Below are 25,993 nucleotides of genomic sequence, written 5' to 3'. Positions count from 1 at the left end.
CTCACACCAGGGACGAGTACAGATCCAGGGTGCGGGTGGCGATGTGTTCCCAGGAGAAGTGCTCGACGGCCCTGGCCCGGCCGGCCAGGCCGAGGTCGCGCGAGTAGCCGGGGTCGGCGAGGACGGCGTTGACGCGCTCGGCGAGGTCGGCGGCGAAACGATCGGGGTCGTGGGGCTCGCCGTCGGGGCCGCCGGAGATGGGGACGAGCAGGCCGGTCTCGCCGTCGGCCACGACCTCGGGGATGCCGCCGGTGGCGGTGGCCACCACGGCGGTCTCGCAGGCCATGGCCTCCAGGTTGACGATGCCCATCGGCTCGTACACCGACGGGCACACGAACACCCGGGCGTGCGTGAGCAACTGGATGACCTCGGGCTTCGGCAGCATCTCGGAGATCCAGACGACGCCGTCGCGCGCTCCGGCCAGGCCCTCGACCAGGCCGGTGACCTCGGCGGCGATCTCGGGTGTGTCGGGCGCGCCCGCGCACAGCACGATCTGCGCGCCGGGCGCGAAGGACCGCGCCGCGCGCAGGAGGTGGACCAGCCCCTTCTGGCGGGTGATCCGGCCCACGAAGATCACGTACGGCCGCGCGGGGTCGATGCCGTGCTTCTTCAGCACGTCGAGGCCCGGGTCCGGCGCGTACTCGACGGTGTCGATGCCGTTGTGGATCACGCTCACCCGGTCGGGCCCGATCTCGGGGTAGGCGGCGAGCACGTCGGCGCGCATGCCCTCCGACACCGCGATCACCGCGTCGGCCGAGGCCAGGGCGGTGCGCTCGGCCCAGGACGAGACCGTGTAGCCGCCGCCGAGCTGCTCGGCCTTCCACGGCCGCAGCGGCTCCAGGCTGTGGGTGGTGACGACGTGGGGCAGGCCGTAGAGCATCTTGGCCAGGTGGCCGGCGAAGTTCGCGTACCAGGTGTGGGAGTGCACGACGGACGCGCCCTCGCAGGCGGCGGCCATCTCCAGGTCGACGCCCAGCACCTGCAGCGCCGCGTTGGCCGTCTCCAGCCCCCCGGGCACCCGGTAGGCCGACACGCCGGGCTCCTCGCGGGCCGCGCCGAAGCAGCGCACCCGCACGTCGGCCAGCCGGCGCAGCTCGCGGGCCAGGTATTCCATGTGGACTCCGGCCCCGCCGTAGACCTCCGGCGGATACTCCCGGCTGAGCAGATCGACGCGCACGGAGCCCACCTTAACCAAGGTCGGCGGCAGGACGCAGCGCTCGGTCCGCGAGGTTGTTCGTACTTGCCGGATTTCGGGGTAGCTTCCTGGTCATGACGTCCCCCAGGGTTCTCGCGGTGGTGCTGGCCGGTGGAGAAGGCAAGCGGCTCATGCCGCTGACGGCGGACAGGGCGAAACCGGCGGTGCCCTTCGGCGGGATGTACCGGCTGGTGGACTTCGTGCTGTCCAACCTGGCCAACGGCGGCTACCTGAAGATCGTGGTGCTCACGCAGTACAAGAACCACAGCCTCGACCGGCACGTGTCGCGCACGTGGCGGCTGTCGGCGATGCTGGGCAACTACGTGACGCCGGTCCCGGCGCAGCAGCGGCTGGGCCCGCGCTGGTTCTCGGGCTCGGCCGACGCGCTGTTCCAGAACCTCAACCTGATCTACGACGAGATGCCCGAGCACGTGATCGTGTTCGGCGCCGACCACATCTACCGGATGGACCCTCGCCAGATGGTCGCCCAGCACGAGGCGTCGGGCGCGGACGTCACGGTGGCCGCGATCCGGCAGCCGCTGTCGCTGGCCGACCAGTTCGGGGTCATCGAGACCGACCCGGCGGGACGCAAGATCGTGGCCTTCCGCGAGAAGCCGAAGGACGCGGTCGGCCTGGCCGACTCCCCCGACGAGGTCTACGCCTCGATGGGCAACTACGTGTTCAAGACCCAGGCGATGATCGACGCGGTGCGCGAGGACGCCCTCGACCCCACCAGCAAGCACGACCTGGGCGGCAACATCATCCCGATGCTGGTCAAGTCGGGCGTGGCCGACGTCTACGACTTCGCCAACAACGTGGTGCCGGGCTCCAGCGAGCGCGACCGGGGGTACTGGCGCGACGTCGGCACGCTCGACGCCTACTACGAGGCCCACATGGACCTCATCGCCGCGCACCCGGTCTTCAACCTGTACAACGACCGCTGGCCCATCTTCACCGGCCACGACCCGCTGCCTCCGGCGAAGTTCGTGCACAACGACGGCGACCGGGTGGGCCGGGCGATCGACTCGCTGGTCTCGCCCGGCGTGATCGTCTCCGGCGGCACCGCGGTCCGCTCGATCCTGTCGCCGAAGGTGGTCCTCCACTCGCACTCGCTGGTGGAGGACTCGGTGCTGATGGACAACGTCAAGGTCGGCCGGGGCGCGATCGTGCGCAAGGCGATCGTCGACAAGAACGTGGTGATCCCGGACGGCGCCAGGATCGGCTTCGACCTGGACTATGACCGGACGCGCTTCGCCGTGACCAGGGGCGGCGTGGTGATCATCGGGAAGAACGAGATCGTGGACCGCTGATCCAGAGCACCCGTCCGCCCTCGACGGGCACCGGCTTGTAGGCGGAGAACAGCGCTGCCTCCTGCAGCCCCTCGACGGCGGGCGAGCGCACCACGGCGGTGCGCGGGTCGAGGCCGAGCGCGTCCCAGTCGATCTCCAGCTCGACCTCGGCGGGCCCGTCGTGCCAGCTGCCGATCGCGACCAGGGAGCCGGCGGGCCCGACGTAGGTGGTCGCGCGGGCCTGCGACGAGACCCGGACCGGCGCCGAGGGCGACCAGTAACCGTACATCGCCGCGGACGGCAGGTCGCAGGCGTCGAAGAGCCGCCACATGCTCCGCGGGTCGCCGTCGCCGCCGTAGACGCGGCTGGTCATGCCGTAGACGAGGCCGCGCCAGGGGTGCCCGCCGTCCTGCAGCATGTCGCCCATCACGCCGAACGGGATGCCGCAGGTCTCGACCAGCCACTGGTCGGGGTGCGCGCTGTAGTCGAAGTACTCGCCGAACCACAGCCGGTCCACGTACGGCAGGTGCTCCAGGTAGAGGTTGGCGCTGCTGGCGAAGCCGTCCTTGGCGTTGAACTGGTTGGCGGAGTGCAGGTCGATCAGCGGGGCGGGACGCTGGTCCAGCACCCGCCTGACGCGTTTCATCACCTCGCGGTCGAAGCCGAGGTCGTCGAGGTAGATGCCGTCGACGCCGACGTTGCGCACCAGCCAGTCCAGGCCCTCGACGTAGAAGTTGTGCCAGCGCGACTGCCCGCTGGTGATGAGCGAGGAGTCGTCGGTGGCGGTGGCGAACCAGGCGGGCAGCCGCCCGTCGCCGACGTGCTCGCGCGACCAGGCGCCGCCGCCACCCGGCCCGGCGGCGAGCACCTCGTCGCCCAGGCTGAGCAGCGCCCACAGCTCGGGCGCCCGCGTGGTCAGCTCGCGCACCGTGTAGTAGACCTTGCTGCGCAGGCCCGCCGCGTGGAGTTCGTCCACGTACTCCTTGAGCCGGTCGACGGCCAGGAACGGGTAGTTGATGTAGGGGTTGACCTCGGTGGCGTGGTGGGTGTTCACCACGGTGGCCCCGGCCTCCAGGACCTCGCGGGCGGGCCGGTAGGCGTGGAAGTAGCGTTCGCGGAAGTGGGCGGCGGTGTCGATCGGCTTGAACGGGGTCAGCGTCAGCCGTACGTCGAACCGGAGCCTTTCCCCGGCGGCCATGCGCCGCGGCCCGCCGTAACAGACAAGCCGGTCGTCGTCGAGGCGGACGCCGCCGCGCCCGCCGTTGTGCCACGAGCCGGGCAGCACGAGCGGCCGCTGGTGGTAGAAGTTCGTGTTGAGCGGGCGCGTGTAGTGCTCGTCGCTCAGCCTGACCTGCACGCCGGCGTTGACCGCGCCGACCCACAGCGCGTCCTGGTTGCAGCTGACGTCCCAGCGCCAGTCGAGGTCTGCGCGCGCCCCTCCGGCCCGCCCCAGCCCCATCTGGTACGGCAGCGCCGCCAGCGGCATGCTCAGCCGGGTGTCGTCCAGGTCGGCATCGGCATGCGCGGACAGTTCGAGCCGGTAGTCCAGCGTCCCGTCGAACTCCAGCCGCCCGTCGAGGTCGAGCGTGAGGTCCCCGGCCCGCCACCGCGACACCCAGGTCACGGCCGCGGCGTTGCGGGAGGTGACGCGCCATCCGTCGCTCGCCCACGCGTGGCCGGGCACCTCGAAGCCGACCGGCCCCGACAGCACCTGTACGGCCTCCTGCCCGAGCGTCACCTCGGGCGTGAAGTACGAGGTCAGCGCGGCGGGCAGCCCGTCAGGGCCGAGCCTGACCGTGCGGCCGAGCACGCCGAGCCGCGCGCCGTCCACGGTGACCGGCGTGAACGGGCGCACCACGGTGTCGTCGGCGAAGCGCCGGGAGTCGAGCCAGCGCAGCCGTGACAGCTTGGCCGGATCGGCGTCGCCGTGGTCGTCGGAGGTCCGATCGCTGAACTCCACCACGAAGTCGACCGTCAGCGGCTGCTCACCCTCCGTGAACACCCGGACAGTGAACTCGCTTTCGGAAATGAGCGCTCCGCACCAGAGCGCTTGCACTGTGTGCGCGCTCACATCGAGGCGCCGGGTGAAGTCGCGGCCGAGGTGGTCGGTGCCGCCGAGGGTGTGGCAGGTGAAGCCGGGCAGGTCGCATTCCACGCGGACGTCGCGCAGGGGGCGGGAGCCGTACACGCCGATCTGGAAGGCGAGATGGTCGCCGCGGTCGGCCCGCAGCCGCACGGGGCCGGGCTCGCGCTCCAGCCAGCGGGCGGGCAGGGCGCGCATCCGGATGGGGTGCTCGCGGCTTTCGCCGAAGGCGAAGAAGCCCTCCATGGGCGGCGCGGGGCGCTCCATGTCGGTGTAGCGGTCGTGCTCGGTGCGGGCCTCGTAGGACTCCACCACGCACGTGCCCGAGGGGCCTTCCGGCAGGTCATCGGTGGGCGGGAGGTACTCGTGCTGGGGGTACTGCGGGGTGGCCGCGTTCTCGTACGCAGTGTAGTAGAGCACGTAGCGCCCCCTGCCACGAGCCGGCGCGAAGGCGTAGCCGCCGGGGACGGCGTGCGCGCGGCCGGCCTCCTCTCCGCCGGCCGTACGCACGAGGCCGGAGCCCCGGTGGTGCTGGGGCGGGATCCAGGGCACGGGCACCGTCACCAGCGGGCTTTCCGTCTCGACCAGGACGGTCACGCGGTGGTTGCCGAGCTCGGCGGGAGCCCAGAAGGAGACGGCCTCGTGGGGTTGCAGCATGGCGGACAGGCTAACGTGTGCCCAACGGTGATTAAAGATGTCTCTTTCATAAATACTGCGAACACTATTGACCAGGGCGGTTGGCATCTCGCACGATGTCGGATCAATCCCCCAATAATCCGGACGAAGGTGAGACGTGACGACGGTCGAGTCGGCAGTGCGCCCCCCACAGGGGCAACGCCGTACCGAGGGCGAGGCGAGCGGGAAGCGCGCCGGGCGCTGGCGTAGGGACAAGACCCTGTTCTTCCTCGCCCTGCCGGGTGCGCTGTGGTTCGTGTTGTTCTTCTACATCCCGCTGCTGGGCAACGTCGTGGCGTTCCAGAACTACTCGCCCTTCCTGGGGTTCACCGGCAGCGCGTTCGTCGGGCTGGAGAACTTCACCGCGATGCTCGCGGACGACGCCTTCTGGAAGGCGGTCGGGAACACGGTAGAGATCACGCTGCTCCAGCTGGTCCTCTTCTTCCCGGCCCCGCTGGGGCTGGCGCTGCTGCTGCACAGCCTGCTGGGCAGCCGGCTCAAGCGCATCGTGCAGACGGTCGTCTACCTGCCGCACTTCATGTCGTGGGTCATCGTCGTGGCGATGTTCCAGCAGGTGCTCGGTGGCGCGGGCGCGGTCAACATGTTCCTGCGCCAGAACGACATCGGCGTCCTGAGCATCATGAACAACCCCGACACGTTCTCCCTGCTGATGACCAGCCAGGTCATCTGGAAGGACTGCGGGTGGGGAACGATCATGTTCCTGGCCGCGCTGGTCGCCGTGGACCAGAACCTCTACGAGGCGGCTGCCGTGGACGGCGGCGGCAGGTGGCGCAGGTTGTGGCATGTGACGCTGCCCGGCATCAGGCCCGTGCTGATCATGCTGTTCATCCTGCGGCTGGGCGACATCCTCTCGGTCGGCTTCGAGCAGATCCTTCTGCAACGAAAATTCGTCGGGGCCAACGCCTCGGAGGTGATCGACACCTACGTCTTCCAGAACGGGCTCATGAACGGTGAGTTCGGGATGAGCACCGCGGCCGGCCTGATGAAGGGCATCGTCGCCGCCGCGATGATGATCGCCGCGAACAAGCTGGCGCACCGGTTCGGAGAGCAGGGGGTCTACAGCCGATGAGGAATCCGTTCGCCCTGCCGCCGATGCCGCCGTGGATGGAAAGGCCCACGGTCCTCGGCCGCGCCACCAAGGGCATCGCGCTGGCGATCATCTGTGTGCTCGTGCTCTACCCCTTTGTCCTGGCCGTCGGCACCAGCCTGGCGGGCGCCGACGAACTGCGCGAGCGCGGCGGGTGGGTGCTCATCCCCGACGCGCCGACGCTGGACGCCTACCAGGTCCTGCTCTCGGGCGGCGTGGTGACCAAGGCCGCCATCGTGTCGATCGGCGTGACCGTGATCGGCACCACGCTGAGCATGCTCGCCACCATCATGATCGCCTACGGCACCAGCCGGCCCGGCTCGTTCGGCAGCCGCTGGATCGTGTTGATGATGCTGGGAACGTTCCTGTTCGCACCCGGAATCATCCCGAGCTTCCTCATGGTCAAGCAGCTCGGGCTGCTCGACACCTACGCGGCGCTGGTCCTGCCGGTGATGCTCAACGCCTTCAACGTGATCGTGGTCAGGCAGTTCTTCATGAACGTGCCCAACGAACTGCTCGACGCCGCCCGCATGGACGGCGCCACCGACATGACGATCCTGCGCAGGGTGATCCTCCCGCTGTCGAAGGCGGTGCTGGCGGTCGTCGGCCTCTTCTACGCCGTCAGCTACTGGAACGCCTTCTTCAACGCGATGATCTACGTCCAGCCGGACAAGTACCCGCTGCAGATGGTCCTGCGCTCCTACATCATCGAGGCCGGCGAGATGAACGCCGGTGACCTCGGCATCGCCTCCCTGCCTCCGGGCCAGGCGATCAAGATGGCGGTCCTGGTCTGCGCCGTGACCCCCATCGTCTGCGTCTACCCCTTTCTCCAGAAGTACTTCGTCAAGGGTGTCCTCACGGGCGCCATCAAGGGCTAAAGGAGCCTGCACCATGAACCTGAACCGGCGTTCCTTCCTGGGCCTGGCAGGGCTGACCGCGGCAGTCGCGGTCACCGGCTGCTCCACCTCGGGTAGCGGCACCGCGGGCTCCAAGGCGGGGGCCGCGGGCGGCCCGCTGAAGATGCCGGCCTACGTGCCGTTCGCCGGCCCGGCCCCCGACCTGCCCGGCAACGCGCAAGGTCTGGACCCGGGCTACCTGAAGTTCCCGTCCAGCCCGGTCAAGACGGTCAAGGCGGTGCCGGGCGACGGCTCCACGATCACCGGCCTGACCTACTACGACGGCCCGATCGTGCCCCAGATGGACGCCAACGCCTTCTGGCAGGAGGTCAACAAGCGCCTCGGGGTGACCTTCCAGCTCGACACCGGCAACGACGAGGGTTACCCCACGAAGTTCAACACGACGGTCGCGGGCGGCGACATCAAGGACCTCATGTGGGTGGCGCCCAACCAGGGCATCACCAAGGTCGCCCAGCTGGCCGAGGCCATGTTCGTCGACCTGACGCCGTTCGTCTCGGGTGACGCGGTCAAGGAGTACCCGAACCTGGCCAACTTCCAGGAGATGACCTGGCAGGCCGCGGTGATGAACGGCAAGATCTGGGGCGTCCCGGTGCCCTACAGCTTCTTCGGCCAGGTCTACGCCGGCAACAAGAAGTCCTGGGACTCCGTCGACGGCTTCACCGCCAAGTCCCCCGACGAGCTGATCGAGAAGTTCAAGCAGCTCACCGACGCCAAGGCCGGACGCTGGGCGCTGGAGCCCGCCTATGTCAACGCCGTCGCCCAGTTCAACCAGATCTTCCGCGGCGTCAACGTGTGGAAGCTGGAGGGCGGCAAGCTCACCCACATGTTCGAGACGCAGGAGTACGTCTCGGCCATCGAGATGGCGATCAAGGCGTTCCAGGCCGGCGTCTTCTACCCGGACCCGAAGATCACCGACATCGCGTCGAAGGTCGCGCAGGGCACGGTCGCCGCGCAGGTCCTGTCGGGCGCGGGCTGGGTCGGCGTCCCCAACCAGCCGGGTTACGGCACCGCCTGGGAGATGACCACGTTCGTTCCCTTCGGCCACGACGGCGGCAAGGGCGTGCACAACCTGGCCAGGGGCTCGGTCGGCTTCACCGGCATCAGCAACAAGAACGACGAGAAGAAGACCAAGATGCTGCTCAAGGTGCTGGACTACCTGGCCGCGCCGTTCGGCAGCGAGGAGTGGTTCTTCCTCAACTACGGCGTCGCCGGCACCCAGCACAAGATGGAGAAGGGCGCCCCGGTCAAGACCAAGGAGGGCGAGACCCAGCTGGCCTTCAGCAACCAGCTGAAGTTCATGACCCAGTCGCCGGAGTTCCTCTACTACCCGGGCAAGGACGAGACCACCAAGGCCATCCACACCGCCCAGCAGCAGCTGCTGGAGATCTCCCAGCCGAGCCCGATCCTCGGCCACTACTCCGAGACCAACATCGACAAGGGCCAGTCGCTCACCTCGAAGGTCTACGAGTACGTCGAGGACGCCGTCAGCGGCCGCCGGCCGCTGACGGACTTCAAGTCGGTCGTGGAGGAGTGGAAGAGCGGCGGCGGCGACAAGATCCGCAAGGAGTTCGAGGAGTCGATCGCCAAGGCGGGCTGATCTTCGCCGGGGCCGGTGTGGAATGCCACACCGGCCCCTCGCGTATCCAGGCGTCCGAAACTCTCCCCCAAACCCCGCCGAATCGGTAGAGTGCCCGGTCCCTGGACGAATAGGAAACACGCGTGAACGTGCGAGAAGCGCGCCAGGCGGCGGCGCGCTGGGTGGCGGGGATCGAGTGCGAGGGAGCGTTCCTCAGCGGGTCGGCGACCTGGCTCGCCCGCGACGACGACCTGCCGCCCGCCTCGGACGTGGACGTCTTCGTCCTCGTCGCCGAGGAACGGCGCAAGCTCGGCAAGTTCCGCTTCGAGGGCGCCCTGCTGGAGGCCACCTACCTCACGTGGGAGCGGATTCCGTCGGCCGCGGCGATCCTCGGCGACTACCACCTGGCCGGGGCGTTCAAGGACGACAACGTGCTGGCCGACCCCACCGGGCGGCTGCGCGAGCTGCAGTCCGCCGTGGAGCCCGCCTGGGCCGAGCCGCGCTGGGTGCGCGAACGCTGCGAGCACGCGGAGAGCGGCATTCTCAAGGGGCTGGCGGCCATGGAGGAGGCGCAGCCGTACCCGATGAAGGTGTTGCGGTTGTTGTTCGCGACGGGCGTCACCACGCACGTGCTGCTCACGGCGGGGCTGCGCAACCCGACGGTGCGGCTGCGCTATCCGGCGGTGCGCATCATGCTCATGCCGTACGGCCGCGCCGCGCTCTACGAGCGGCTGCTGGAGCTGCTGGGCAGCGAGCACCTGCCACCGGGCCGGGTCGAGCGGCACCTGGCGGCGATGACCAGGGTGTTCGACCAGGCGGCCCGGGTGGAGGGATCGCCGTACGCCTTCGCCTCGGACATCTCCCCGCAGGCCAGGCATATCGCGGTGGACGGCAGCCGGGAGCTGATCGAGCGCGGGCTGCACCGCGAGGCGATGTTCTGGATCGCCGTGACCTATGCGCGCAGCCTGCTCATCCTGGGCGGCGACGCCCCCGGCTTCCACGAGATGCTCGCCGACCTGCGGATCGGGTCGCTGCAGGAACGCGCGGACCAGGTCCGCGCGTTCCTGCCGAGGCTGCGGCGGGCGGCCGAGGGGATCATCGGGCGCCGAGACGGCGCCGGGCCTCCTCCAGCTGGCGCATGACGGCGAGGCTGTCGTCCAGCGGCATGATCGCGCTCTCGGTGCGGCCGTCCGCGACGGCGCGGGCGACCTCGCGGACCTCGCCGCGGTAGCCGTTCTCCTCCGGGTCCAGCACGTGCTCCTCCGGCTCGGCGCCCGGCCTGGTCAGCACGATACGGCGGGGCGCCCAGAAGGCGGCGGGGATGTCGGCGCGCATCTCGGTGCCGATCACCGTGGCGCTGTTGGGGTGCGGGCTGAGCAGCGAGGTGTCCAGCAGCGCACGGCGGCCGCCCTCGTAGGCCAGCAGCACGCCCGCCTCCGCGTCCACGCCGGAGGGGCCGAGCGAGCCGGTCACGTGCATGTCCACCGGCGTGCCGAGCAGCAACTGGGCCAGCGCGAACGGGTAGACGCCCAGGTCGAGCAGGGCGCCGCCGCCCAGGGCCGGGTCCCAGAGCCGGTGGGCCGGGTCGTAGGGCTGCGGGAAGCCGAACGCCGCCTGGACCCCGCGGATCTCACCGAAGCGCTCGTCGGCGGCGATCTTCTGGATGAGCGGGTTGAACCGCATCCACATGGCCTCCATCAGGAACACCCCGGCCTCGCGGGCGAGGGCGACCATGCGCTCGGCCTCGTCCAGGCGGGCGGTGAGCGGCTTCTCGCACAGCACGGCCTTGCCGTGGGCGATGGCCGCCGCGGCGACCTCCAGATGCTGGGCGTGCGGGGTGGCGACGAAGACCGCGTCCACCTCGTCGGCGGCGCACAGCTCCGCGTAGGAGCCGAAGGCGAGCTCCGCGTCCAGCTCCTGGGCCAGGACGGCGGCGCGTTCCTTCGAACGCGAGCCCACGGCGGACACGCGCATGCCCGGCTCGGCGGCGATGACCATGCCGACGGTTCGCGCGATTCCGCCGGTGGCGGCGATACCCCATCTCATTCGGACACCTGCATCCTGAAGTCGTAACGGCTGGGCAGCGGGTTCTCCCGGCGTGCCCGTTCGGCGAGCTCCGGCGTGACCGGGCCGGTGCCGGACAGGCGGCGCTCGTGGTAGGCGAACCAGACGGCGTCCAGGGATATCTCACCTTCGCGAAGGTTGTCCACTTCGATGCCGCTGGTGAGAACGTTCCCGGCACGTTCCAGGTCGCCCGCGTCGAGGGCGGCCTGTGTCTCGATCAGCTGGACCCTGCCGCGGGAACGCTGCTCGGCGGGGAGCGCGTCGATGAGGGCCAGCGCACCGGCCGGGCGTCCGGCGGCGAGCAGCGCGCGCAGGGTCTCGACGGCGAGCTCCGGCACCCGAGGCGCGAGTGAACAGGCCTCGGCCAGCAGCTCAGCCACCTCAGACCGCACACCGTCCCTCTCGGATGGCACACCGTCCGTCTCCAGGCGCGGGCCCCCGTCTGTTTCGTGCCGCAGGCTTCCGTCGGTTTCCAGGCGGAGGCTTTCGGCCAGGCAGCGCAGGGTCCACGGGGTGCGCTCCAGGGCCAGGGACTCCTTCCACGCCGTGCGGGCGCCCTCGGTGTCGCCGTCGGCGTAGCGGGCCAGGCCCAGATGGTAGCGGGCGTGCCAGTCGGCGGGGTGCGCCTCCAGCAGCGCGCGCCACCTCGGCCCGGTCACCGGCGCCGCGGGCGGGTCGCTGACCGGCAGCCTCCCGCTCGCCAGCAGCTCGGCCCAAGGAGCCTGCTCCTCCCCCATCTCCCCGTACGGCAGGCCGTCCAGCTCGGGCAGCGCCCCGGCGGCGGCCTCCAGCGCGGCCCACCCGGACCCGTGGGCCAGCCGTACCGCCTCCCCGGAGAAGCCGTCGGCCTGCTCTTCCAATGTCTGCCGGGAAACGAGCCGGTCCAGCGCCTCCGACACCGCCGAACGCGCCTCGTCCCACGACCCGTGCACCCGGTCGGGGTCGGCTTCCAGGAGCCCGTACGCCTCGACCCAGGACCACGACGTGTTGCCCGGCATCGGCACGTGCTCCAACTGGGTACGCGCCAGCCCCGCCTGGATCTCCAGGTAACGCGAGCCCGGCCCGCTCAGCCACTCCTGCCAGCGCCGCCCTCCGGCACCGGTGCCCCAGTGGAACAGCTTGCGCCCGCGCAGCGGATCGGTCGATGTCTGGACCAGGCCCCGGCCCTCGGTGTCGAGGGCGGCGATCCAGCGCCGCTCGGCCGGGGGGATCTCGAAGAAGTAGTCGGCCGAGCGCGGTACCTCGTCGGTGTAGCTGCGGTCGATGCCGTCCAGCACCGGGAAGCCGACCACGCGCAGCTCGGCGGTGTAGTCGAAGTGGTGGGCCCGGTCCGCGGGCGCCACCACCCGCACGCCGGGCCCCTCGGGGACGGCGATGTTGGACCACCAGTAGACCGGCGCCTCGGCGGGCGCCGGGTTGCGGATGGTGACCCGGACGAACAACACCGGGGAGTCCTCGGGCAGCCACGCGTCGATCTGCAGCAGCAGGCGGCGCATCCGCTCGAACTCGTACAACCGCAACATCGGCGTCCCGTCCGCCCTCGTCAGGCGGACGGCGTGGAGAGGCGAACAGGTCAGGGGCCAGTGGCCGGTGGCGCCGAGGTTCCACTCGACGCCACCGGCCAGCCAGGCGTCGCGCAGGGCCAGGTTGGCGGGCTGGAGGATGGGGTTGCGGTGCAGCAGTTCCCTGCCGCTCGGGCGGTGCTCCAGCGACCACAGGCGGCCGCCGTACCCGGGCAGGAAAGTGGCGGTGAGCTGGGAGTTCTCGAGGACCACCACGGGCAGCTCGCGCTCGCGGCGGGCGCGCGAGTAACCGTCCTGCGGCGTGTACGGCAGCAGCGAGTACGGCTGGCCGTACCCGATCTGCGCGGTCATCTCGGGATCGGCGCCGGTGATGCCGGGCCTGACCCGGGTTCCGTGCAGGATCGGCAGCGGGCCGTGCCGGGGCGGCTCGGTCGCGGGCAGGCGCAGCGTGCCGCCGCGCAGGGTGCTGGTCATGTGGTGGTCCCCGAGTGGGTGGATCGTCAGTTGCAGGTCGTGAGCTGGTGCATGCCGATGTCGGGCGTGCAGGTGACCGGGTTGCCGAAGTGGTCGCGGCCGCCGTTGGCCGCGATCTCCCGGCCCTTCTGGAGCGCGGGCGAGCCCTGCTGGAGCTTGCCCTCGCCGGTCAGGAGCGGGTCGCCGGTGACGGTGCCGATCGCGCCGTCCGGTACGGCCACGCCGTTCAGGAGGTTGTTCTCCAGCTTGTATCCGCCGGAGCGCAGGTTGAACACGGCCTTGCCGGTGCCCCTGGTCACGACGATGTTGTTGGCGAACAGGACGTTGCGCGGGTTGGCGTTGTTCTCGTTGATGACGGTCTGGGTGACGCCGTCGCCGATCACGAACGTGTTGTTGTAGATCGCGGCGCTCTCGATGCCGCCGCTGCAGTTCTCGACGCCGCGGAAGTGGTCGTTGACGCTGAGGTTGTAGCGGACGACCGCGTCCTTGATCTTTCCGGCGGCGTTGCACAGGAGCAGGAAGCCGCCCTGGTTGTCGTGGCTGCGGTTGTACTGGAAGACGGTGCCGAAGCCGTTCTCGTCCACGTCGAAGCTCATGCCGTCGCGGGTGGTCTCGCCGCCGCTGACCTCGTTGAACTGGATGACCACGTTGTCGGAGTTGTGCGTCCAGAGCCCGACGCTGTAGCCCTGGGAGCGGCGCTGGAAGCCGTGGACGCGGTTGTGCTCGGCCACGGCGCCGGTGACGCTGCCCAGCACGATGCCGTCGCCGCCGACGTCGGTCACGGTGTTGCGCTCGACCTTCACGCCGGTCCAGGGAACGTGGCGGTTGCCCGGCTCCCGGCCCCAGCCGGAGAGGTTCCAGGTGGAGAAGAGGAAGATGCCGGAGCGGTCGACGCTTTTGACCGTGTTGCCGGTGATCAGGACGTCGTCGAAGAGTGTGGGGGTGGTGTTGCCCTCGACCCACATGGTGATGCCGGCCGAGCCGTACTCGTCCTTGGAGTCGTCGCCGTTGACGTCGTGCACGTCGAGGTCGCGCAGCACGATGTGCCGGAGGGTACCGGCGTCGCGGGCACTGATACGCACGCCGCGGCGCTTGCCCGCGGTGGCGCCGGTGTTGGCGACGTCGAGGTTGGCGATCTCCCAGTGCTGCTGGTTGTGCAGCTTGACCGCGTCGTCGGCGCCGCCGCCCTGGATGCGGGGCTTGGCGCCGCGGCCGTAGGCGTCGATGCGGATCGGCGCGCCGGCCCGTCCCGAGCCCTGCGGGGCCAGGGCGCCGGTGCAGGTGGAGCCACGCTTGAACGACACGCGGTCGCCGGGGCGCAGGGCGAGGGCGTTGACCTGGGCGAGAGAGTTGAGCGGACGGCCGACGGTGCCCTTGGGCGCCTTGCGCGACTGGCAGTCGACGTGAACGGCGCGACCGTGACCGAACCCGGCCGCGCTCAGGCCTTGGCCGGCCATGCCGGGGTCCTGGCCGGGCGTGCCGGGGCTTTGGTCGGGCGTGCCGAGGTCCTGGCCGGGGGTGCTGGGGGCCTGGTCGATTGTGCTGGGGGCCTGGCCGATTGTGCTGGGGTGGTCGGGCGTGCTGGGGGTGGGCTGGGCCAGTGCGGGCGTGGCGGTGAGCCCGACCAGCGCGAAACCGACAAGCAGAGCTTTCACGCGAAAAATCTCCCTATTTCCCGATGCCAACGGTCATGCCCTGGATGATGCGGGTGCCCAGCCACGAGAACAGCGCGACCATGGGGGCGAGGATGATGCAGATGCCGGCGAACATGGTCCCCCAGTCGCGCCCGGCGTACTGCTGGAGGCCGACGAAGTTGACCAGCGCCACCGGCAGCGTGATCTTGTCGTCGCTGGTCATGAGCGCGATCGCGAACAACGTCTCGTTCCACGCGCCGATGAACTGCAGCAGGAACGCGGTGATCAGCCCGCCCCGCGCGACCGGCAGCACGACCTTGACGAAGGCGCGCAGCCCGGAGGCCCCGTCGATGGCCGCCGCCTCCTCCAGCACCACGGGGATGCCGGCGAAGAACCCGGTCAGCAGGTAGACGGTGAACGGCATGGCCAGGCCGATGTAGACGACGGTCAGCCCGACGAAGCTGTCGGTCAGCTCGACCGCGGCGAGCCCGACGAACAAGGGCACCAGCAGCACCTGCCCAGGCACCCCGAGGCCGAGCGCGAAGGTCATGGTCAGCGCGTTCGAGGTCCTGGTACGGCGGCGCGCGAGCGCGTACGCGGCGGGTGCGGCCAGCGCGACGGCGATCAGCGAGGAGACGGCGGCGACCCCGACGCTGTTGATCGCGGCGCTGCTGAAGCCGCCGTCGGCCCAGGCCTTGGCCCAGTTGCCGCCCTGCGGCGGCACCGGCAGCCCGAACGGCTCGTTGAAGATCGACTGGGTGTCGCGCAGCGAGGTGACGAAGATCCAGGCCAGCAGCGCCAGGTCGGCGACGACCAGGAGCCAGACGATCGTGTGTCCGATGCGCCTCACATCGACACCCGCTCCCTGCGCATCATCCGCCGCAGGATCAGCACGAACACGCCGACCATGATCAGGCTGACGACGGCGGCCGCGGCGGCCAGGCCCAGCTTGGGCACCGAGCTGCCGGGGAAGGCGGAGTAGTAGACGTACATGGCCGTGGTCCAGGTCTGGATGGGCGCGCTGCTGACGGTGGCGCCACCGCCGAACAGCAGCACGATCTCGAAGACCTTCACCGAGCTGACCGTCCAGAGCACCGCGCAGACGCTGACGACCTCCCACGACAGCGGCAGCGTGATGTGACGGAAGCGCTGCCAGGCGTTGGCGCCTTCGAGCTCGGCGGCCTCGTACAGGTAGGTCGGGATCTGGTCGACGGCGGCCATGATGATGGTGGTGTAGTAGCCGGTGGCCGTCCACACGATGGTGGCGATGATCATCGCGGGCAGGTTGTCGATCGACAGCCACTTGGGCACCGCGTCGATGCCGAGGAGGTTCAGCATCTTGTTGACCGGCCCGGTCGGCCCGAACAGGAACCCGGCCGCGATCCCGAAGACCAGCGCGTTGACCAGGCACGGGAAGAAGAGCACCGAGCGGGCGAACATCTTGCCGGCCATCTCGCGCAGCGCCAGCGTGAGCAGGAAGCTGATCGCGAAGGTGGCGACACCGCCCACGACCAGGATCTTCACGGTGTTGGTCACCGAGTAGTGGAAGGCCTGGTCGTCAAGCAGCGTCTGGTAGTTGCCCAGGCCGCGCCACTGCATGGCGCCCATGCCGTCCCACTTGTACAGGCTCGTCCAGGCGGCGTAGGCGATCGGGGCCAGGAACAGCAGGGCGTAGAAGGCCAGCGCCGGGCCGACGAACGGCCAGAACAGGCGGCTGGCCTGCCGTTCCAGCGGGCCCCCGCGGGCCGCGCGGGCCCGCCGGGGTGCGGCCATGGAGGTGACCGCCACTAGCCGTTGGCCTTCCAGTAGGCGAGGTGGCCTTCCTTGGCCTTGGTGATGAACTGCTCGGCCGTGGCCTTGCCCAGCCACAGCTCGCTGAAGGCGGGGAAGAGCGCCTTGTCGAGGTAGTCGCCGGAGACGCCGTCGATGGGCAGGCGGCTCGGGCTGTCGGTGAGCAGCTTCTGCGCGTCGAGCAGCTCCTCGGGGGCGGGCACGTCGGCGCGCGGGGTGATGTTCTTCGCCTCGGTCGAGATGCCGGAGATGTTGTCCTTCTTCAGGAAGTAGGCGATGAACTTCTGGGCGGGCTCGGGGTTCTTGGCCCGTTTGGGGATGGCGAAGCCGAGCGGGATGATGTCGAGTTCGGTGTTAGTGCCCTTGGTCGTGGGCACCGCGAACTCGCCGACCTTGAAGCCGCTCGCCAGGTTCTTCTGCGCCTCGCTGGGCACCCACGTGCCGTCGAGGTGGAAGGCGGCCTTGCCGGTCGCCCAGTTGGTCTGCTGCGCGGGGTACTTGCTGGCGTCGTAGCCCTTGAGGATGTGGCCCGCCTTGACGAACGCCTCGATCCGCTTGGCCGTCTCCAGCACGCCCGGCTGGTCCCAGGCGGCGCCGGTCTTGTCGTTGACGATCTTGCCCATGGTTCCGGCGCCGTTGTCGCGGACCAGCAGGTAGTCCATGAACAGGAAGTTGGTCCAGGTGTTGTCGCCGTCGGAGGCGACGCACGCCTTGTCCTTCGCCTTGAGGGTCTCGCAGAGCTTGACGAAGTCGTCCCAGGTGGCGGGGGTCTTGGCCAGGTCGGCGTCGGCCTTGTTGTAGTAGAACATGGCCGAGTTCAGGACGTAGGGGACGATCCAGCGGGTGACGCCGTCGGGGTCCTTCGGCATCGCGTCCAGGTACTTGGCGGGGATGACGTCGGAGACCTTCTTGCCCTCGCCGGGCACCTCGCTGTCGTAGACGGGGGTGAGGTCCCTGGCCTGGCCGGTCGAGGCGAGCAGCGAGCTGATCACGTCGAAGCCGTTCTCGACCAGGTCGGGTGCCTTGTTGGCGGCGATCGCCGGGCCGATCTTGGTGCGGATGTCGCGGCCCTGCCACTCGACCGTGACCTTGGTGCCGGTCTCCGCCTGGAACTTGTCGATCGCGGCCTTGATGACCTTGGCCTGCGGCTCGTTCTCCTTCCACATCGACCAGTAGGTGAACTGGCCGCCCTTCTCCTCCGCGGTGCTCTTGTCGCCGGTGCTCTTGTCGCCGGTGCTCTTGTCGCCGCCGCCGCAGGCGGTCAGCGCCAGGGCGGCCACGACACCGGCCGCCAGGACCCTGGGTGCGCGCATATCGGTTCACCTTTCGCGATTACCTGTTGCGGCACCCTAGAACCGCCTCAAAGCGCCAAACAAGGCAGTACATGCAACGCTTTGATCACAGCATGCACTAAACGACGATTTTTGCGCATAAAGATGCACACTCCTGCAAGGAGTGCGAGAAAAGCTGCACTGGGGGTGCTAAAAGACCTCAGGCGGTCAGTACTGCTTGACGCTGTAGTCGTAGCGGCACGGCAGGCGCGAGGCGTGCGTGTGCGGCTGCCCGTGGTAGTCCCACCACAGGGCGTCGAGCGAGTCCTCGCCCTCGCGCAGGTCGTCGACGACCAGGCCGGTGTCGAGGATGCGCCGGGCCCTGGCCCGGTCACCACCGTCCAGGGCGGCCCGGCACTCCAGCAGCCGGATGCGCCCGTGCCAGCGGTCGGCCGGGCCCAGCTTGTCGATCAGCGCGAGCGCGTCGGCGGGGCGGCCGCCGGCCAGCAGCGCGGCGAGCGTCTCGATGGTCAGCGGGCGCAGCCGCGGCGAGAGCGCGTGCGCCTTCAGGTAGAGCTCGGCCGCCGCGCCCGGCTCCTGCTCCAGGACGGCCAGGTTGCGCAGCGCCCACGCGTTGGGCGCGCACGCCAAGGACTCCTCCCAGGCGGCGCGCGCGCCGTCGTGGTCGCCGTCGTGGTAGAGGTTCACGCCCAGGTGGAACCGGGTGAACCAGGTCGGCTCCGCCGCCTCCAGCAGCGCCCGCCACTCGGGCCCGACGGTGTAGGAGGAGGGCGGGAGCGCCGGGGCCGGGGGCGGGATGGAGCCCTTGCGCACGAGCGAGAGCCACGACTGCTGGTCGCGGCCGATCGTGGTGTCGGCGAACGGCGTGGCGGGCAGGTTCAGCGCCCGGCTGCGCCGCTTGGCGAGGGCCCGGCGTTCGAGCGCGCCCCATCCGCTGCCGACGTGCAGCGTCTCCTCCGGTACGGCTGCCGCCAGCCGTACCGCATGCTCGTGCTCGGACGCCAGCCGGTCACGGGGGATCAGCCGCTCGACCGCCTCGCCCGCGCGGACGGCGGCCCCCTCCCACGCGCCGTGCGCGTCCTCGACCTCGGCCAGCCCGTAGGCCTCCGTCCAGGAGAAGGCCGAGCGGGGCGCGAGGCGGACGTGTTCGAGCTGCGTACGCGCCAGACCGGCCTGGATCTCCAGGTAGGGGCGGTCGGGGCCGGACAACCAGTCCTGCCAGTTGCGCCCGGCGGGGCTGGCGCCCCAGCGGAAGTGCTTGCGCCCGCGCAGCAGATCGGTGGAAACCTGCGCCAGCCCGGCGCCGGACTCGTCGACGGCGGCGATCCAGCGGCGCTCGCCGTCGGGCAGTTCGTAGAAGAAGTCGGCGGCCTGCTCGTTGCGGCCCGGGTACGACTGGTCGGAGTCCTGCCAGCTCGGCACCGGCACACGGCGCAGCCGGCCGTCGTAGGAGAAGTGGTAGGCCTGGCTCGCGGGGGCGAGCACGCGCGTGCCCGGTGCCTGCGGTACGGCGGCGTTCGACCACCAGTAGACCGGCGCGTCCACGGGGAACGGGTTGTACACGCGCACGTGCACGAGCAGCACGGGCGAGCCGGGCGGCAGGCACGCGTCGATCTGGTAGACCAGGCGCCGCAGCCGTTCCCACTCGTACATGCGCAGCACGGGCACGCCGTCCGGCCTGGTCACGCGGGCCGCGTGCAGGGGCGCGCAGGCCAGCGCGGTGTGGCCGAACGTGCCGAGGTTCCACTCCACTCCCCCGGCGAACCAGGCGTTGCGCAGGCCGAGGTTGGCCAGTTGCAGGTGCGGCGGCCGGTGCAGCAGCTCGCGGCCGGTCGGCTGGTGGATCAGGGAGCGCAGCCGCCCGCCGTACTCCAGCAGGAATTCCGCGCGCAGCACGCCGTTCTCGAGCACCGCCGTCTTCAGCTCCCGCTCGGCCCGCTCCCGCCCGTAGCCGTCCTGGAAGGTGTACGGCAGCAGCGACCCGGCATGCCCATAGGCCAGCTGAGCGGCCATCTCGGCGTCGGCCGCGGTCGTCTCGAGACCGCCACGCGGGTCGGTCAGCGTGTGGAGCGGCGGCAGCGGGTTCTCCGGACCGAGCGGCGAAACCGGGAGCCGGACAGAGGAGATGCTCAGCATTTCAGCATATCTTTGCACATATCGCGCACTAACTGCATGATTGGCCAGGTGAACCGGTACGAACGCTGGAATGTCCTGCTGGAGATGGTCGCCGAGGCCGGGCAGCTGGACGTCGTCGAGACCGCCGAGAAGCTCGAGGTGTCGACCGCGACGATCAGGCGCGACTTCGACGAGCTGGCCGCACAGCAACTGCTGACCAGGACGCGCGGCGGCGCGATCGCGCACAGCGTCTCCTACGACCTGCCGCTGCGCTACAAGGTCGCCCAGCACGCGCCGGAGAAGCAGCGCATCGGCTCGGCCGCCGCCGCCCTGGTGCCGGAGGGCTCGACGGTCGGGCTCAACGGCGGCACCACGACGACCGAGGTGGCGCGCGCCCTGGCCACCCGCGACCTCGGCGGCGACCAGCGCGGCCCGGCCCTGACCGTGGTGACCAACGCCCTGAACATCGCCCACGAGCTGGTCGTACGCCCCCATCTGCACGTGGTCACCACCGGCGGCTCGGCCCGCGCCCAGTCGTACGAGCTGGTGGGCCCGGTGGCCACCGGCATGCTGGAGCGCATCGCCCTCGACGTGGCGGTGCTCGGCGTCGACGCCCTCGACGTGGACCACGGCGCCAGCGCGCACAACGAGGGTGAGGCCGCCATCAACCAGCTCATGGCCGCCAAGGCCCGCCAGGTGATCATCGTCGCGGACGGGTCGAAGCTGGGCAAGCGGGCCTTCTCCCGCATCTGCCCGCTGGCGCAGATCGACGTCCTGGTGACCGACTCGACCGCGCCCGCCGACCTCACCGCCCGGTTCGCGGAGTCCGGGGTGCGGATCGTTCAGGTGTGACCGCGGTGGGCTTGGCGCGTACGTGCATGCGCTCGCCCTGACGGCCGAACAGGCTGAGGATCTCCACCGGCCCGTCGCCCGCGCTGCCGAACCAGTGCGGCAGCCGGGTGTCGAACTCGGCCGCCTCCCCCGAGCCGAGCACGATGTCGTGGTCGGCCAGCACGAGGCGCAGCCGTCCCGACAGCACGTACATCCACTCGTAGCCCTCGTGCGTGCGCGGTTCCGGGACGCACTGGTCGGCGGGGATCACCATCTTGTACGCCTGCAGCCCGCCGGGCTGGCGGGTCAGCGGCAGCACGGTACGCCCGTTGACGGTGCGCGCCACCACCCTGACCCGGGGGTCGCCCACCTCGGGCGCGCCGACCAGTTCGTCCAGCGGGACCTGGTGGGCCTGGGCGATCGGCAGCAGCAGCTCCAGGCTGGGCCGGCGCTGGCCGGACTCCAGCCGGGACAGCGTGCTCTTGGAGATCCCCGTGGCCTCGGCCAGCGCGGAGAGCGTGACCCCGCGCTCGGTCCGCAGCCGCTTGAGCCGGGGCCCCACCTGGGCGATGACGTCTTCCATGCCCCCATTGTCCCGGATACGGCAACCGGTGTTGCCAGGCGACCGGTGTTGCCGGACGGCCGGTGTTGCCGGACGGCCGGTGTTGCCGGACGGCCGGTGTTGCCGGACGGCCGCCCCCGCGCGCCGCCCGGCCCGGTCGCCGGAACGGCTAGGCGGCGAAGAAGCCCCGCATCGCGTGGGCGACCTGGGCCGGGGCGCTGTCGTTCGGCGCGTCGTGGGTGAGTCCGGGCAGTTCGACCAGCCGCGCGGCCGGGATGACGTCGTTGAGGACGGCCGCGGCACTCAGCAGGTACGCGGGCCCGCGCTCACCCGTCAGCAGGAGGGTCTCGGCGGCCGTGTCCCGGTAGCGAAGGCCGTCGGAGTCGAGCCTCAGCACCTCCCGCATCTCGGCCGGCACCCTGGGCAGCACGTCCACGTACCCCTGGCGGCGCTCGCCGCGCAGCGTGAGCGCGATCATGGCCTGGATCAGCCAGAGCGGCAACCGGCTGAACGACCCCGCCACCTCCAGCCCCTTGATCTGCCGGGCGAGCGCCTCCAGCGTGCGCCCTTCGGCGAGCGCCCGTTCGAAGGCGGGCAGCCAGTCCCGGGGCAGCCCGCCGTTGACGCTCACGGCCGGTTCGTAGGCGGCCAGCTTCTCCACCGGGTGCCGCAGCGCGGTCTCGAGCGCGACCAGCCCGCCGGAGCTGTGCCCGAACAGCCGCGTGGACCCGGTCTCCGCCATGACCGTGATGACGTCGTCGCAGACCCGGTCGATGCTGTAGCCGGCGAGGCGGGTGTCACGGTCCAGGAGGTGCACGGTGAAGGAGTCGGCCAGGTACCAGGCCAGCGCCCGGTATCCGCGCCCCGCCACCCGGCCGCCGCCCAGGACGACGATCCCGGGTCCGGTTCCGATGCTCTCGTAGCTGATCAGCGTCCCGTCCGCTGAGGCGAGCTTTGTCATGCGCGACCACCCACTCTGTCGGCGTATCGTGAGAGACGATATATCTCGTCTTGGACGGGAGTCAAGATATATCGCGTCAAGGGCATGCTCATCGGATGCCAAGATGGAGGGGATGACTGATGACCTGCCCCGGGAGCGATCACGGCGGCGGGTGCTGGCAGGCGCACTCGCGGGGGCGGCGGCGCTGACCGTTCTGGGAGTGGCCGCGCTGCGCCGTGACCCCGGTCCGAGCGCGGGACCCGCCGAGCCCGCCACGCCCGGCCCCGCTCCCTCCCCCAGCTCCACCACGCCCTCCCCCACGACGCCCTCCCCCGCCACGCCCTCCCCTGCCGCGTCGGGCGTGCCCACCTGGGTGGGCCCGACCGCGCCCGGCGTCGAGGCGGGCCTGTCGCTGGGCCGGCCGGGCGCGCTGGTGGCGGTCGAGGAGTTCGGCGACTTCAAGTGCCCGAGCTGCCGCCGCTACGCCCGCGAGATCGCCCCGGCACTCAAGACGAAATACGTGGACACCGGCATCGCCCGCGTCTTCTGGCGCGACTACCCGATCAGGGGCCGCGACTCCACCCGCGCCGCGCACGCCGGCCGGGCCGCCGCCCGCCAGGGCCGCTTCTGGCCGTTCCACGACGTGCTCTACTCGGGCGAGGTGGCGCTGAGCGACGCCGGTCTGCGCGAGGCCGCCGATCGGGCCGGGCTCGACGTCGCGCGTTTCGAGCGTGACCGCAAGGATTCTTCGGTACGGCAGGCCGTACAGGCCGACCTGGAGTTCGCGCTCCAGCTCGGCCTGCCCGGCACGCCCGCCTTCCTCATCAACGGCGAACTGCTGTTCGGCGCCCAGCCGGTCGCCGCCTTCGAGAAGGCGATCGAGAAGGCCAGGCGGGCGCGTTGACCGAGATCGGCTATGCCGCCGCGTTCCTGGGTGGCCTGTTCTCGCTGGTCAGCCCGTGCGGCGCGATGCTCCTGCCGGCCTTCTTCTGCTACGCCTTCCCGACCGGCCGGGCGCTGGCGGGCAGGACGGCGTTGTTCTACGCCGGGCTGTGCGCGGTGCTGGTCCCGCTGGGCATGGGTTCGGCCCTGGTCAGCCGGGTCTTCTACGGCCACCGCGAGCTGCTGGTCACGGTGGCGGGGTGGGCGCTGATCGGGTTCGGCGTGCTGCAGATCGCCGGGCAGGGCTGGACGCTCGGGCCGGTGGAGCGGTTGCGCGCCCGGCTGGGCGGCGACTCGCCCTGGGCGGTGCTGGGGCTGGGCGCGGTTTCCGGGCTGGCCGGGTTCTGCGCGGGCCCGATCCTGGGCGCGGTGCTCACCGTAGCCGCGGCCTCGGGTGACGCGGTGCGGGGCGCGGTGCTGCTGGCGGTGTACGCGGCGGGGATGGCGGCGCCGCTGCTGCTGCTCGCCCTGCTGTGGGAGCGCTACGACCTGGGGCGGCGCCAGTGGCTGCGCGGACGCGGCGTCGAGCTGGGGCCGGTCGTGATCGGCCGGCTGCGGATCGGCCCGGTGCGCCTGCACACGACCTCCACGCTGTCGGGGCTGGTCTTCGTGGCGCTCGGCGTGGTGTTCCTGGTGACCGACGGCACCGCCGCTCTGGCCGGGCCGGTGCCGGAGGGCTTCGAGGACCGGGTCGGCGCGTGGGCGGCGGGCGTACCGGATCTGGCGCTGGTCGGGGCCGGGGCGGTGGCGCTCGTCGCGGCCACCGTCTGGGGCCTTGCCCGCACCCGCCGATGACCGCACGGGGACGCCTCAACCAGGCCGCGGCTGACCAGGAGCAAGTCCAGAAGCAGGAGCAGGTCCGGGACCGGGACGGCTCAGGCTTCTGCTGACCAGGATGTGGGCTGGGGGCCGGTCGGCAGGTCCACGCGGAAACGCGGCAGCGACTCGGGATGGTTCTCGCGGACGTACCCGACCAGGTGCTCGCGCACGTCACACTTGAGGTCCCACGCCGAGGCCGAGTCGGCGGCGCTCATCAGCGCCCGCAGCTCCACCAGGCCGTTGGGCAGCACGTCGGTCACCTGGAGAGTCCAGTCCTTCTGGTCCCAGAGCGGGTTCTCCTGGATGAAGCGGTACAGCTCCTCGCGCAGGGCGTCGACCGGCACCGCCCAGTCCACCCGCAGGTGAACCACCGCCAGGACGCGGCTGCCGTGCCGGGTCCAGTTCTCGAAGGGGTTCGTGGTGAAGTACGAGACCGGCAGCACCAGCCGCCGCTCGTCCCACAGCCGCAGGACGACGTAGGTGAGCGTGAGCTCCTCGATGCGGCCCCACTCGTTGTTGACCACGACCACGTCGTCCAGGCGCAGCGCGTCGCTGAAGGCCAGTTGCAGCCCGGCCAGCATGTTGCCGATCGTGGACTGGGCGGCGATGCCGACGATGGCGCCGGCGATGCCCGCCGAGGCGAGCAGACCGGCGCCGAGCGCGCGTACCTGCGGGAAGGAGAAGAGCATCGCGCCGAGCGCGACGACGATGATGACCGCGGTGGCGACCCGGCGGACCAGCGCGATCTGCGTCATGATCCGCCGGGCGCGGCGGTTGCGGTCGCCTTCGACGAGCACGAGACGGTCGAGGATGACATCCGTGACGGCGTAGGCGGCGCCGACGATCAGCCAGGTGACGCAGGCGATCGTGATCAGCCCGAGCACCCGGTCGACGCCCTCGCCGAGGGTCTGCTCCTGCGGCGTCCCGCCGAACATGGCGGGCACGAAGACCACGTTGGCCGCGATGACCACGGCCGTGGCGAAGCCCGCCCAGGTGCAGTGCTCGACAAGATGCCTGGCCAGGCCCCACTTGGCGCCCGCCCTGGACAGCAGCCTGCGGGCCACCTCCACGACGATGATCGCCCCTGCCACCGAGAGGGCCAGGATCGCCCAGGTCGACACAGTCACTCCTCACCTGTCGCGAAAAATCACACTCCCCCTATGGTGCCGGACATCTCAGAAGGACTCGTCAAAGGACACGTTGCCCTCGACCGCGACCTGGTAGGCCGACACCCTGCGCTCGAAGAAGTTGGCGAGCTCCTGCACGTCCTGGAGCTCCATGAACGCGAACGGGTTGGCGGCGCCGTACTTCTTCTTCAGGCCGAGCCTGGACAGCCGCTGGTCGGCCACGTACTCCAGGTACTCGCGCATGTGATCGACGTTCATGCCGCCGATGCCGTCGCCGCACAGGTCGCGGGCGAAGGCCAGTTCGGCCGCGACCGCCTCCTCGATCATCTGGGTGACCTGCTCGCCCAGCTCGTCGTCGAACAGGTCCGGCTCCTCGGCGCGTACGGTGTCCACGACGCTGAAGGCGAACTCCATGTGCATCGACTCGTCGCGGAAGACCCAGTTGGTGCCGGTGGCCAGGCCGCCGAACAGGCCGCGGGAGCGGAACCAGTACACGTAGGCGAACGCGCCGTAGAAGAACAGGCCCTCGATGCAGGCGGCGAAGCAGATCAGGTTGAGCAGGAAGGTCCGCCGGTCCTCCCGCGTCTCCAGCCGCTGCAGGCTGGACAGCGAGTCGATCCACCGGAAGCAGAACTCGGCCTTGTCGCGGATGGAGGGGATGTTGTCCACCGCGGCGAACGCCTTGACCCGCTCGTCCGGGTCGGGCAGGTAGGTGTCGAGCAGCGTCAGGTAGAACTGCACGTGCACCGCCTCCTCGAAGAGTTGCCTCGACAGGTAGAGGCGCGCCTCGGGGGCGTTGACGTGCTGGTACAGGTTGAGGACCAGGTTGTTGGCCACGATGGAGTCGCCGGTGGCGAAGAAGGCGACCAGGCGGTTGATCAGGTGGCGTTCCTGCGGCGACATCTTGGCCAGGTCGGCCAGGTCGGAGTGCAGGTCCACCTCCTCGACCGTCCACGTGTTGCGGATGGCCGCCCGGTAGCGCTCGTAGAAGTCGGGGTAGCGCATCGGACGGAGCGTCAGGTCCATTCCGGGGTCT

Annotated in this window: 21 protein-coding genes; 8 read left to right on the top strand and 13 right to left on the bottom strand. The window is 70.5% G+C overall.

Annotated features, from left to right (window positions below; translation table 11 throughout):
- Position 1 precedes the first annotated feature (1 nt).
- Positions 2–1,177: a glycogen synthase gene (gene glgA, locus ACFWYW_RS09670; RefSeq protein ID WP_379623732.1), complete on the bottom strand. Its 1,176-nt coding sequence runs from the start codon at positions 1,175–1,177 to the stop codon at positions 2–4.
- Positions 1,178–1,269: 92 nt separating this feature from the next.
- On the opposite strand from glgA, the gene glgC reads away from it, so the two are divergent.
- Positions 1,270–2,505 carry a glucose-1-phosphate adenylyltransferase gene (glgC, locus tag ACFWYW_RS09665; protein ID WP_379623734.1) on the top strand — a complete coding sequence of 412 codons (1,236 nt, stop codon included), beginning with the start codon at positions 1,270–1,272 and terminating at the stop codon, positions 2,503–2,505.
- On the opposite strand, the gene ACFWYW_RS09660 is transcribed toward glgC, so the two are convergent.
- Positions 2,474–5,224, bottom strand: coding sequence for a glycoside hydrolase domain-containing protein (locus ACFWYW_RS09660; protein ID WP_379623736.1), 2,751 nt, complete (start codon positions 5,222–5,224; stop codon positions 2,474–2,476). The genes glgC and ACFWYW_RS09660 overlap by 32 nt on opposite strands.
- A gap of 136 nt (positions 5,225–5,360) precedes the next feature.
- Here ACFWYW_RS09660 and ACFWYW_RS09655 point away from each other — a divergent pair, with 136 nt between their 5' ends.
- From ACFWYW_RS09655 to ACFWYW_RS09640, 4 genes are all read left to right on the top strand, one after another.
- Complete coding sequence (locus tag ACFWYW_RS09655; protein WP_379623738.1) at positions 5,361–6,332, top strand: ABC transporter permease; 972 nt, start codon at positions 5,361–5,363, stop codon at positions 6,330–6,332.
- Positions 6,329–7,228: a carbohydrate ABC transporter permease gene (locus tag ACFWYW_RS09650; RefSeq protein WP_379623740.1), complete on the top strand. Its 900-nt coding sequence runs from the start codon at positions 6,329–6,331 to the stop codon at positions 7,226–7,228. The genes ACFWYW_RS09655 and ACFWYW_RS09650 overlap by 4 nt, the downstream gene beginning before the upstream one ends.
- Positions 7,229–7,241: 13 nt before the next feature.
- Positions 7,242–8,864, top strand: coding sequence for a substrate-binding domain-containing protein (locus ACFWYW_RS09645; protein ID WP_379640951.1), 1,623 nt, complete (start codon positions 7,242–7,244; stop codon positions 8,862–8,864).
- A 122-nt stretch (positions 8,865–8,986) separates the two neighbouring features.
- Positions 8,987–9,985: a hypothetical protein gene (locus ACFWYW_RS09640; protein WP_379640950.1), complete on the top strand. Its 999-nt coding sequence runs from the start codon at positions 8,987–8,989 to the stop codon at positions 9,983–9,985.
- Here ACFWYW_RS09640 and ACFWYW_RS09635 read toward each other — a convergent pair.
- From ACFWYW_RS09635 to ACFWYW_RS09605, 7 genes are all read right to left on the bottom strand, one after another.
- Positions 9,939–10,889 carry a Gfo/Idh/MocA family protein gene (locus tag ACFWYW_RS09635; protein WP_379621518.1) on the bottom strand — a complete coding sequence of 317 codons (951 nt, stop codon included), beginning with the start codon at positions 10,887–10,889 and terminating at the stop codon, positions 9,939–9,941. The genes ACFWYW_RS09640 and ACFWYW_RS09635 overlap by 47 nt on opposite strands.
- The gene (locus ACFWYW_RS09630; protein ID WP_379621520.1) at positions 10,886–12,904 is read right to left on the bottom strand and encodes a DUF5107 domain-containing protein; all 2,019 of its coding nucleotides are present in this window, start codon (positions 12,902–12,904) and stop codon (positions 10,886–10,888) included. The genes ACFWYW_RS09635 and ACFWYW_RS09630 overlap by 4 nt, the downstream gene beginning before the upstream one ends.
- A 26-nt stretch (positions 12,905–12,930) precedes the next feature.
- Entirely contained in the window at positions 12,931–14,559 is a 1,629-nt protein-coding gene (locus ACFWYW_RS09625; RefSeq protein ID WP_379621522.1) for a right-handed parallel beta-helix repeat-containing protein, read from the bottom strand.
- Positions 14,560–14,572: 13 nt separating this feature from the next.
- Positions 14,573–15,388, bottom strand: a complete 816-nt coding sequence (locus tag ACFWYW_RS09620; protein WP_379621524.1) for a carbohydrate ABC transporter permease — start codon at positions 15,386–15,388, stop codon at positions 14,573–14,575.
- Complete coding sequence (locus ACFWYW_RS09615; protein ID WP_379621526.1) at positions 15,385–16,311, bottom strand: carbohydrate ABC transporter permease; 927 nt, start codon at positions 16,309–16,311, stop codon at positions 15,385–15,387. Before ACFWYW_RS09615 ends, ACFWYW_RS09620 begins: the two co-directional genes overlap by 4 nt.
- Before the next feature lie 14 nt (positions 16,312–16,325).
- Positions 16,326–17,642, bottom strand: coding sequence for an ABC transporter substrate-binding protein (locus ACFWYW_RS09610; protein WP_379621528.1), 1,317 nt, complete (start codon positions 17,640–17,642; stop codon positions 16,326–16,328).
- 186 nt (positions 17,643–17,828) lie between these two features.
- Positions 17,829–19,757: a DUF5107 domain-containing protein gene (locus tag ACFWYW_RS09605; protein ID WP_379621530.1), complete on the bottom strand. Its 1,929-nt coding sequence runs from the start codon at positions 19,755–19,757 to the stop codon at positions 17,829–17,831.
- 48 nt (positions 19,758–19,805) lie between these two features.
- Between ACFWYW_RS09605 and ACFWYW_RS09600 the strand changes: the two genes are divergently transcribed.
- Entirely contained in the window at positions 19,806–20,588 is a 783-nt protein-coding gene (locus ACFWYW_RS09600; RefSeq protein ID WP_379621532.1) for a DeoR/GlpR family DNA-binding transcription regulator, read from the top strand.
- Here the strand turns inward: ACFWYW_RS09600 and ACFWYW_RS09595 are convergent.
- Together ACFWYW_RS09595 and ACFWYW_RS09590 are read right to left on the bottom strand one after the other, a co-directional pair.
- A complete protein-coding gene (locus ACFWYW_RS09595; protein ID WP_379621534.1) occupies positions 20,542–21,150 on the bottom strand; it encodes a helix-turn-helix domain-containing protein in 609 nt (202 codons plus the stop codon). The two genes, ACFWYW_RS09600 and ACFWYW_RS09595, sit on opposite strands and share 47 nt — an antisense overlap.
- 148 nt (positions 21,151–21,298) lie before the next feature.
- Positions 21,299–22,090: an alpha/beta fold hydrolase gene (locus ACFWYW_RS09590; protein WP_379621536.1), complete on the bottom strand. Its 792-nt coding sequence runs from the start codon at positions 22,088–22,090 to the stop codon at positions 21,299–21,301.
- Between the two features lie 112 nt (positions 22,091–22,202).
- On the opposite strand from ACFWYW_RS09590, the gene ACFWYW_RS09585 reads away from it, so the two are divergent.
- Positions 22,203–22,973, top strand: coding sequence for a DsbA family protein (locus ACFWYW_RS09585; protein ID WP_379621538.1), 771 nt, complete (start codon positions 22,203–22,205; stop codon positions 22,971–22,973).
- The gene (locus ACFWYW_RS09580) at positions 22,970–23,806 is read left to right on the top strand and encodes a cytochrome c biogenesis CcdA family protein (protein ID WP_379621540.1); all 837 of its coding nucleotides are present in this window, start codon (positions 22,970–22,972) and stop codon (positions 23,804–23,806) included. The genes ACFWYW_RS09585 and ACFWYW_RS09580 overlap by 4 nt, the downstream gene beginning before the upstream one ends.
- A gap of 80 nt (positions 23,807–23,886) precedes the next feature.
- On the opposite strand, the gene ACFWYW_RS09575 is transcribed toward ACFWYW_RS09580, so the two are convergent.
- Positions 23,887–24,951, bottom strand: a complete 1,065-nt coding sequence (locus ACFWYW_RS09575) for a mechanosensitive ion channel family protein (RefSeq protein WP_379621542.1) — start codon at positions 24,949–24,951, stop codon at positions 23,887–23,889.
- 54 nt (positions 24,952–25,005) lie between these two features.
- Positions 25,006–25,962, bottom strand: coding sequence for a ribonucleotide-diphosphate reductase subunit beta (locus tag ACFWYW_RS09570; protein WP_379621544.1), 957 nt, complete (start codon positions 25,960–25,962; stop codon positions 25,006–25,008).
- Positions 25,963–25,993 lie beyond the last annotated feature (31 nt).

It is taken from the genome of Nonomuraea sp. NPDC059023, from assembly GCF_042740095.1.
In the GTDB taxonomy this organism is placed as follows: domain Bacteria; phylum Actinomycetota; class Actinomycetes; order Streptosporangiales; family Streptosporangiaceae; genus Nonomuraea.
The sequence above is the reverse complement of the archived record's forward strand: the minus strand, read 5'-3'. Positions and strand labels throughout refer to the sequence as shown.

Coding starts and splice junctions, on each gene's coding strand:
- ACFWYW_RS09590 (WP_379621536.1), bottom strand. CDS start 22,090: ATGACAAAGCTCGCCTCAGCGGACGGGACGCTGATCAGCTACGAGAGC.
- ACFWYW_RS09610 (WP_379621528.1), bottom strand. CDS start 17,642: ATGCGCGCACCCAGGGTCCTGGCGGCCGGTGTCGTGGCCGCCCTGGCG.
- ACFWYW_RS09585 (WP_379621538.1), top strand. CDS start 22,203: ATGACTGATGACCTGCCCCGGGAGCGATCACGGCGGCGGGTGCTGGCA.
- ACFWYW_RS09635 (WP_379621518.1), bottom strand. CDS start 10,889: ATGAGATGGGGTATCGCCGCCACCGGCGGAATCGCGCGAACCGTCGGC.
- ACFWYW_RS09645 (WP_379640951.1), top strand. CDS start 7,242: ATGAACCTGAACCGGCGTTCCTTCCTGGGCCTGGCAGGGCTGACCGCG.
- glgC (WP_379623734.1), top strand. CDS start 1,270: ATGACGTCCCCCAGGGTTCTCGCGGTGGTGCTGGCCGGTGGAGAAGGC.
- ACFWYW_RS09570 (WP_379621544.1), bottom strand. CDS start 25,962: ATGCGCTACCCCGACTTCTACGAGCGCTACCGGGCGGCCATCCGCAAC.
- ACFWYW_RS09605 (WP_379621530.1), bottom strand. CDS start 19,757: ATGCTGAGCATCTCCTCTGTCCGGCTCCCGGTTTCGCCGCTCGGTCCG.
- ACFWYW_RS09630 (WP_379621520.1), bottom strand. CDS start 12,904: ATGACCAGCACCCTGCGCGGCGGCACGCTGCGCCTGCCCGCGACCGAG.
- ACFWYW_RS09650 (WP_379623740.1), top strand. CDS start 6,329: ATGAGGAATCCGTTCGCCCTGCCGCCGATGCCGCCGTGGATGGAAAGG.
- ACFWYW_RS09660 (WP_379623736.1), bottom strand. CDS start 5,224: ATGCTGCAACCCCACGAGGCCGTCTCCTTCTGGGCTCCCGCCGAGCTC.
- ACFWYW_RS09615 (WP_379621526.1), bottom strand. CDS start 16,311: ATGGCCGCACCCCGGCGGGCCCGCGCGGCCCGCGGGGGCCCGCTGGAA.
- ACFWYW_RS09595 (WP_379621534.1), bottom strand. CDS start 21,150: ATGGAAGACGTCATCGCCCAGGTGGGGCCCCGGCTCAAGCGGCTGCGG.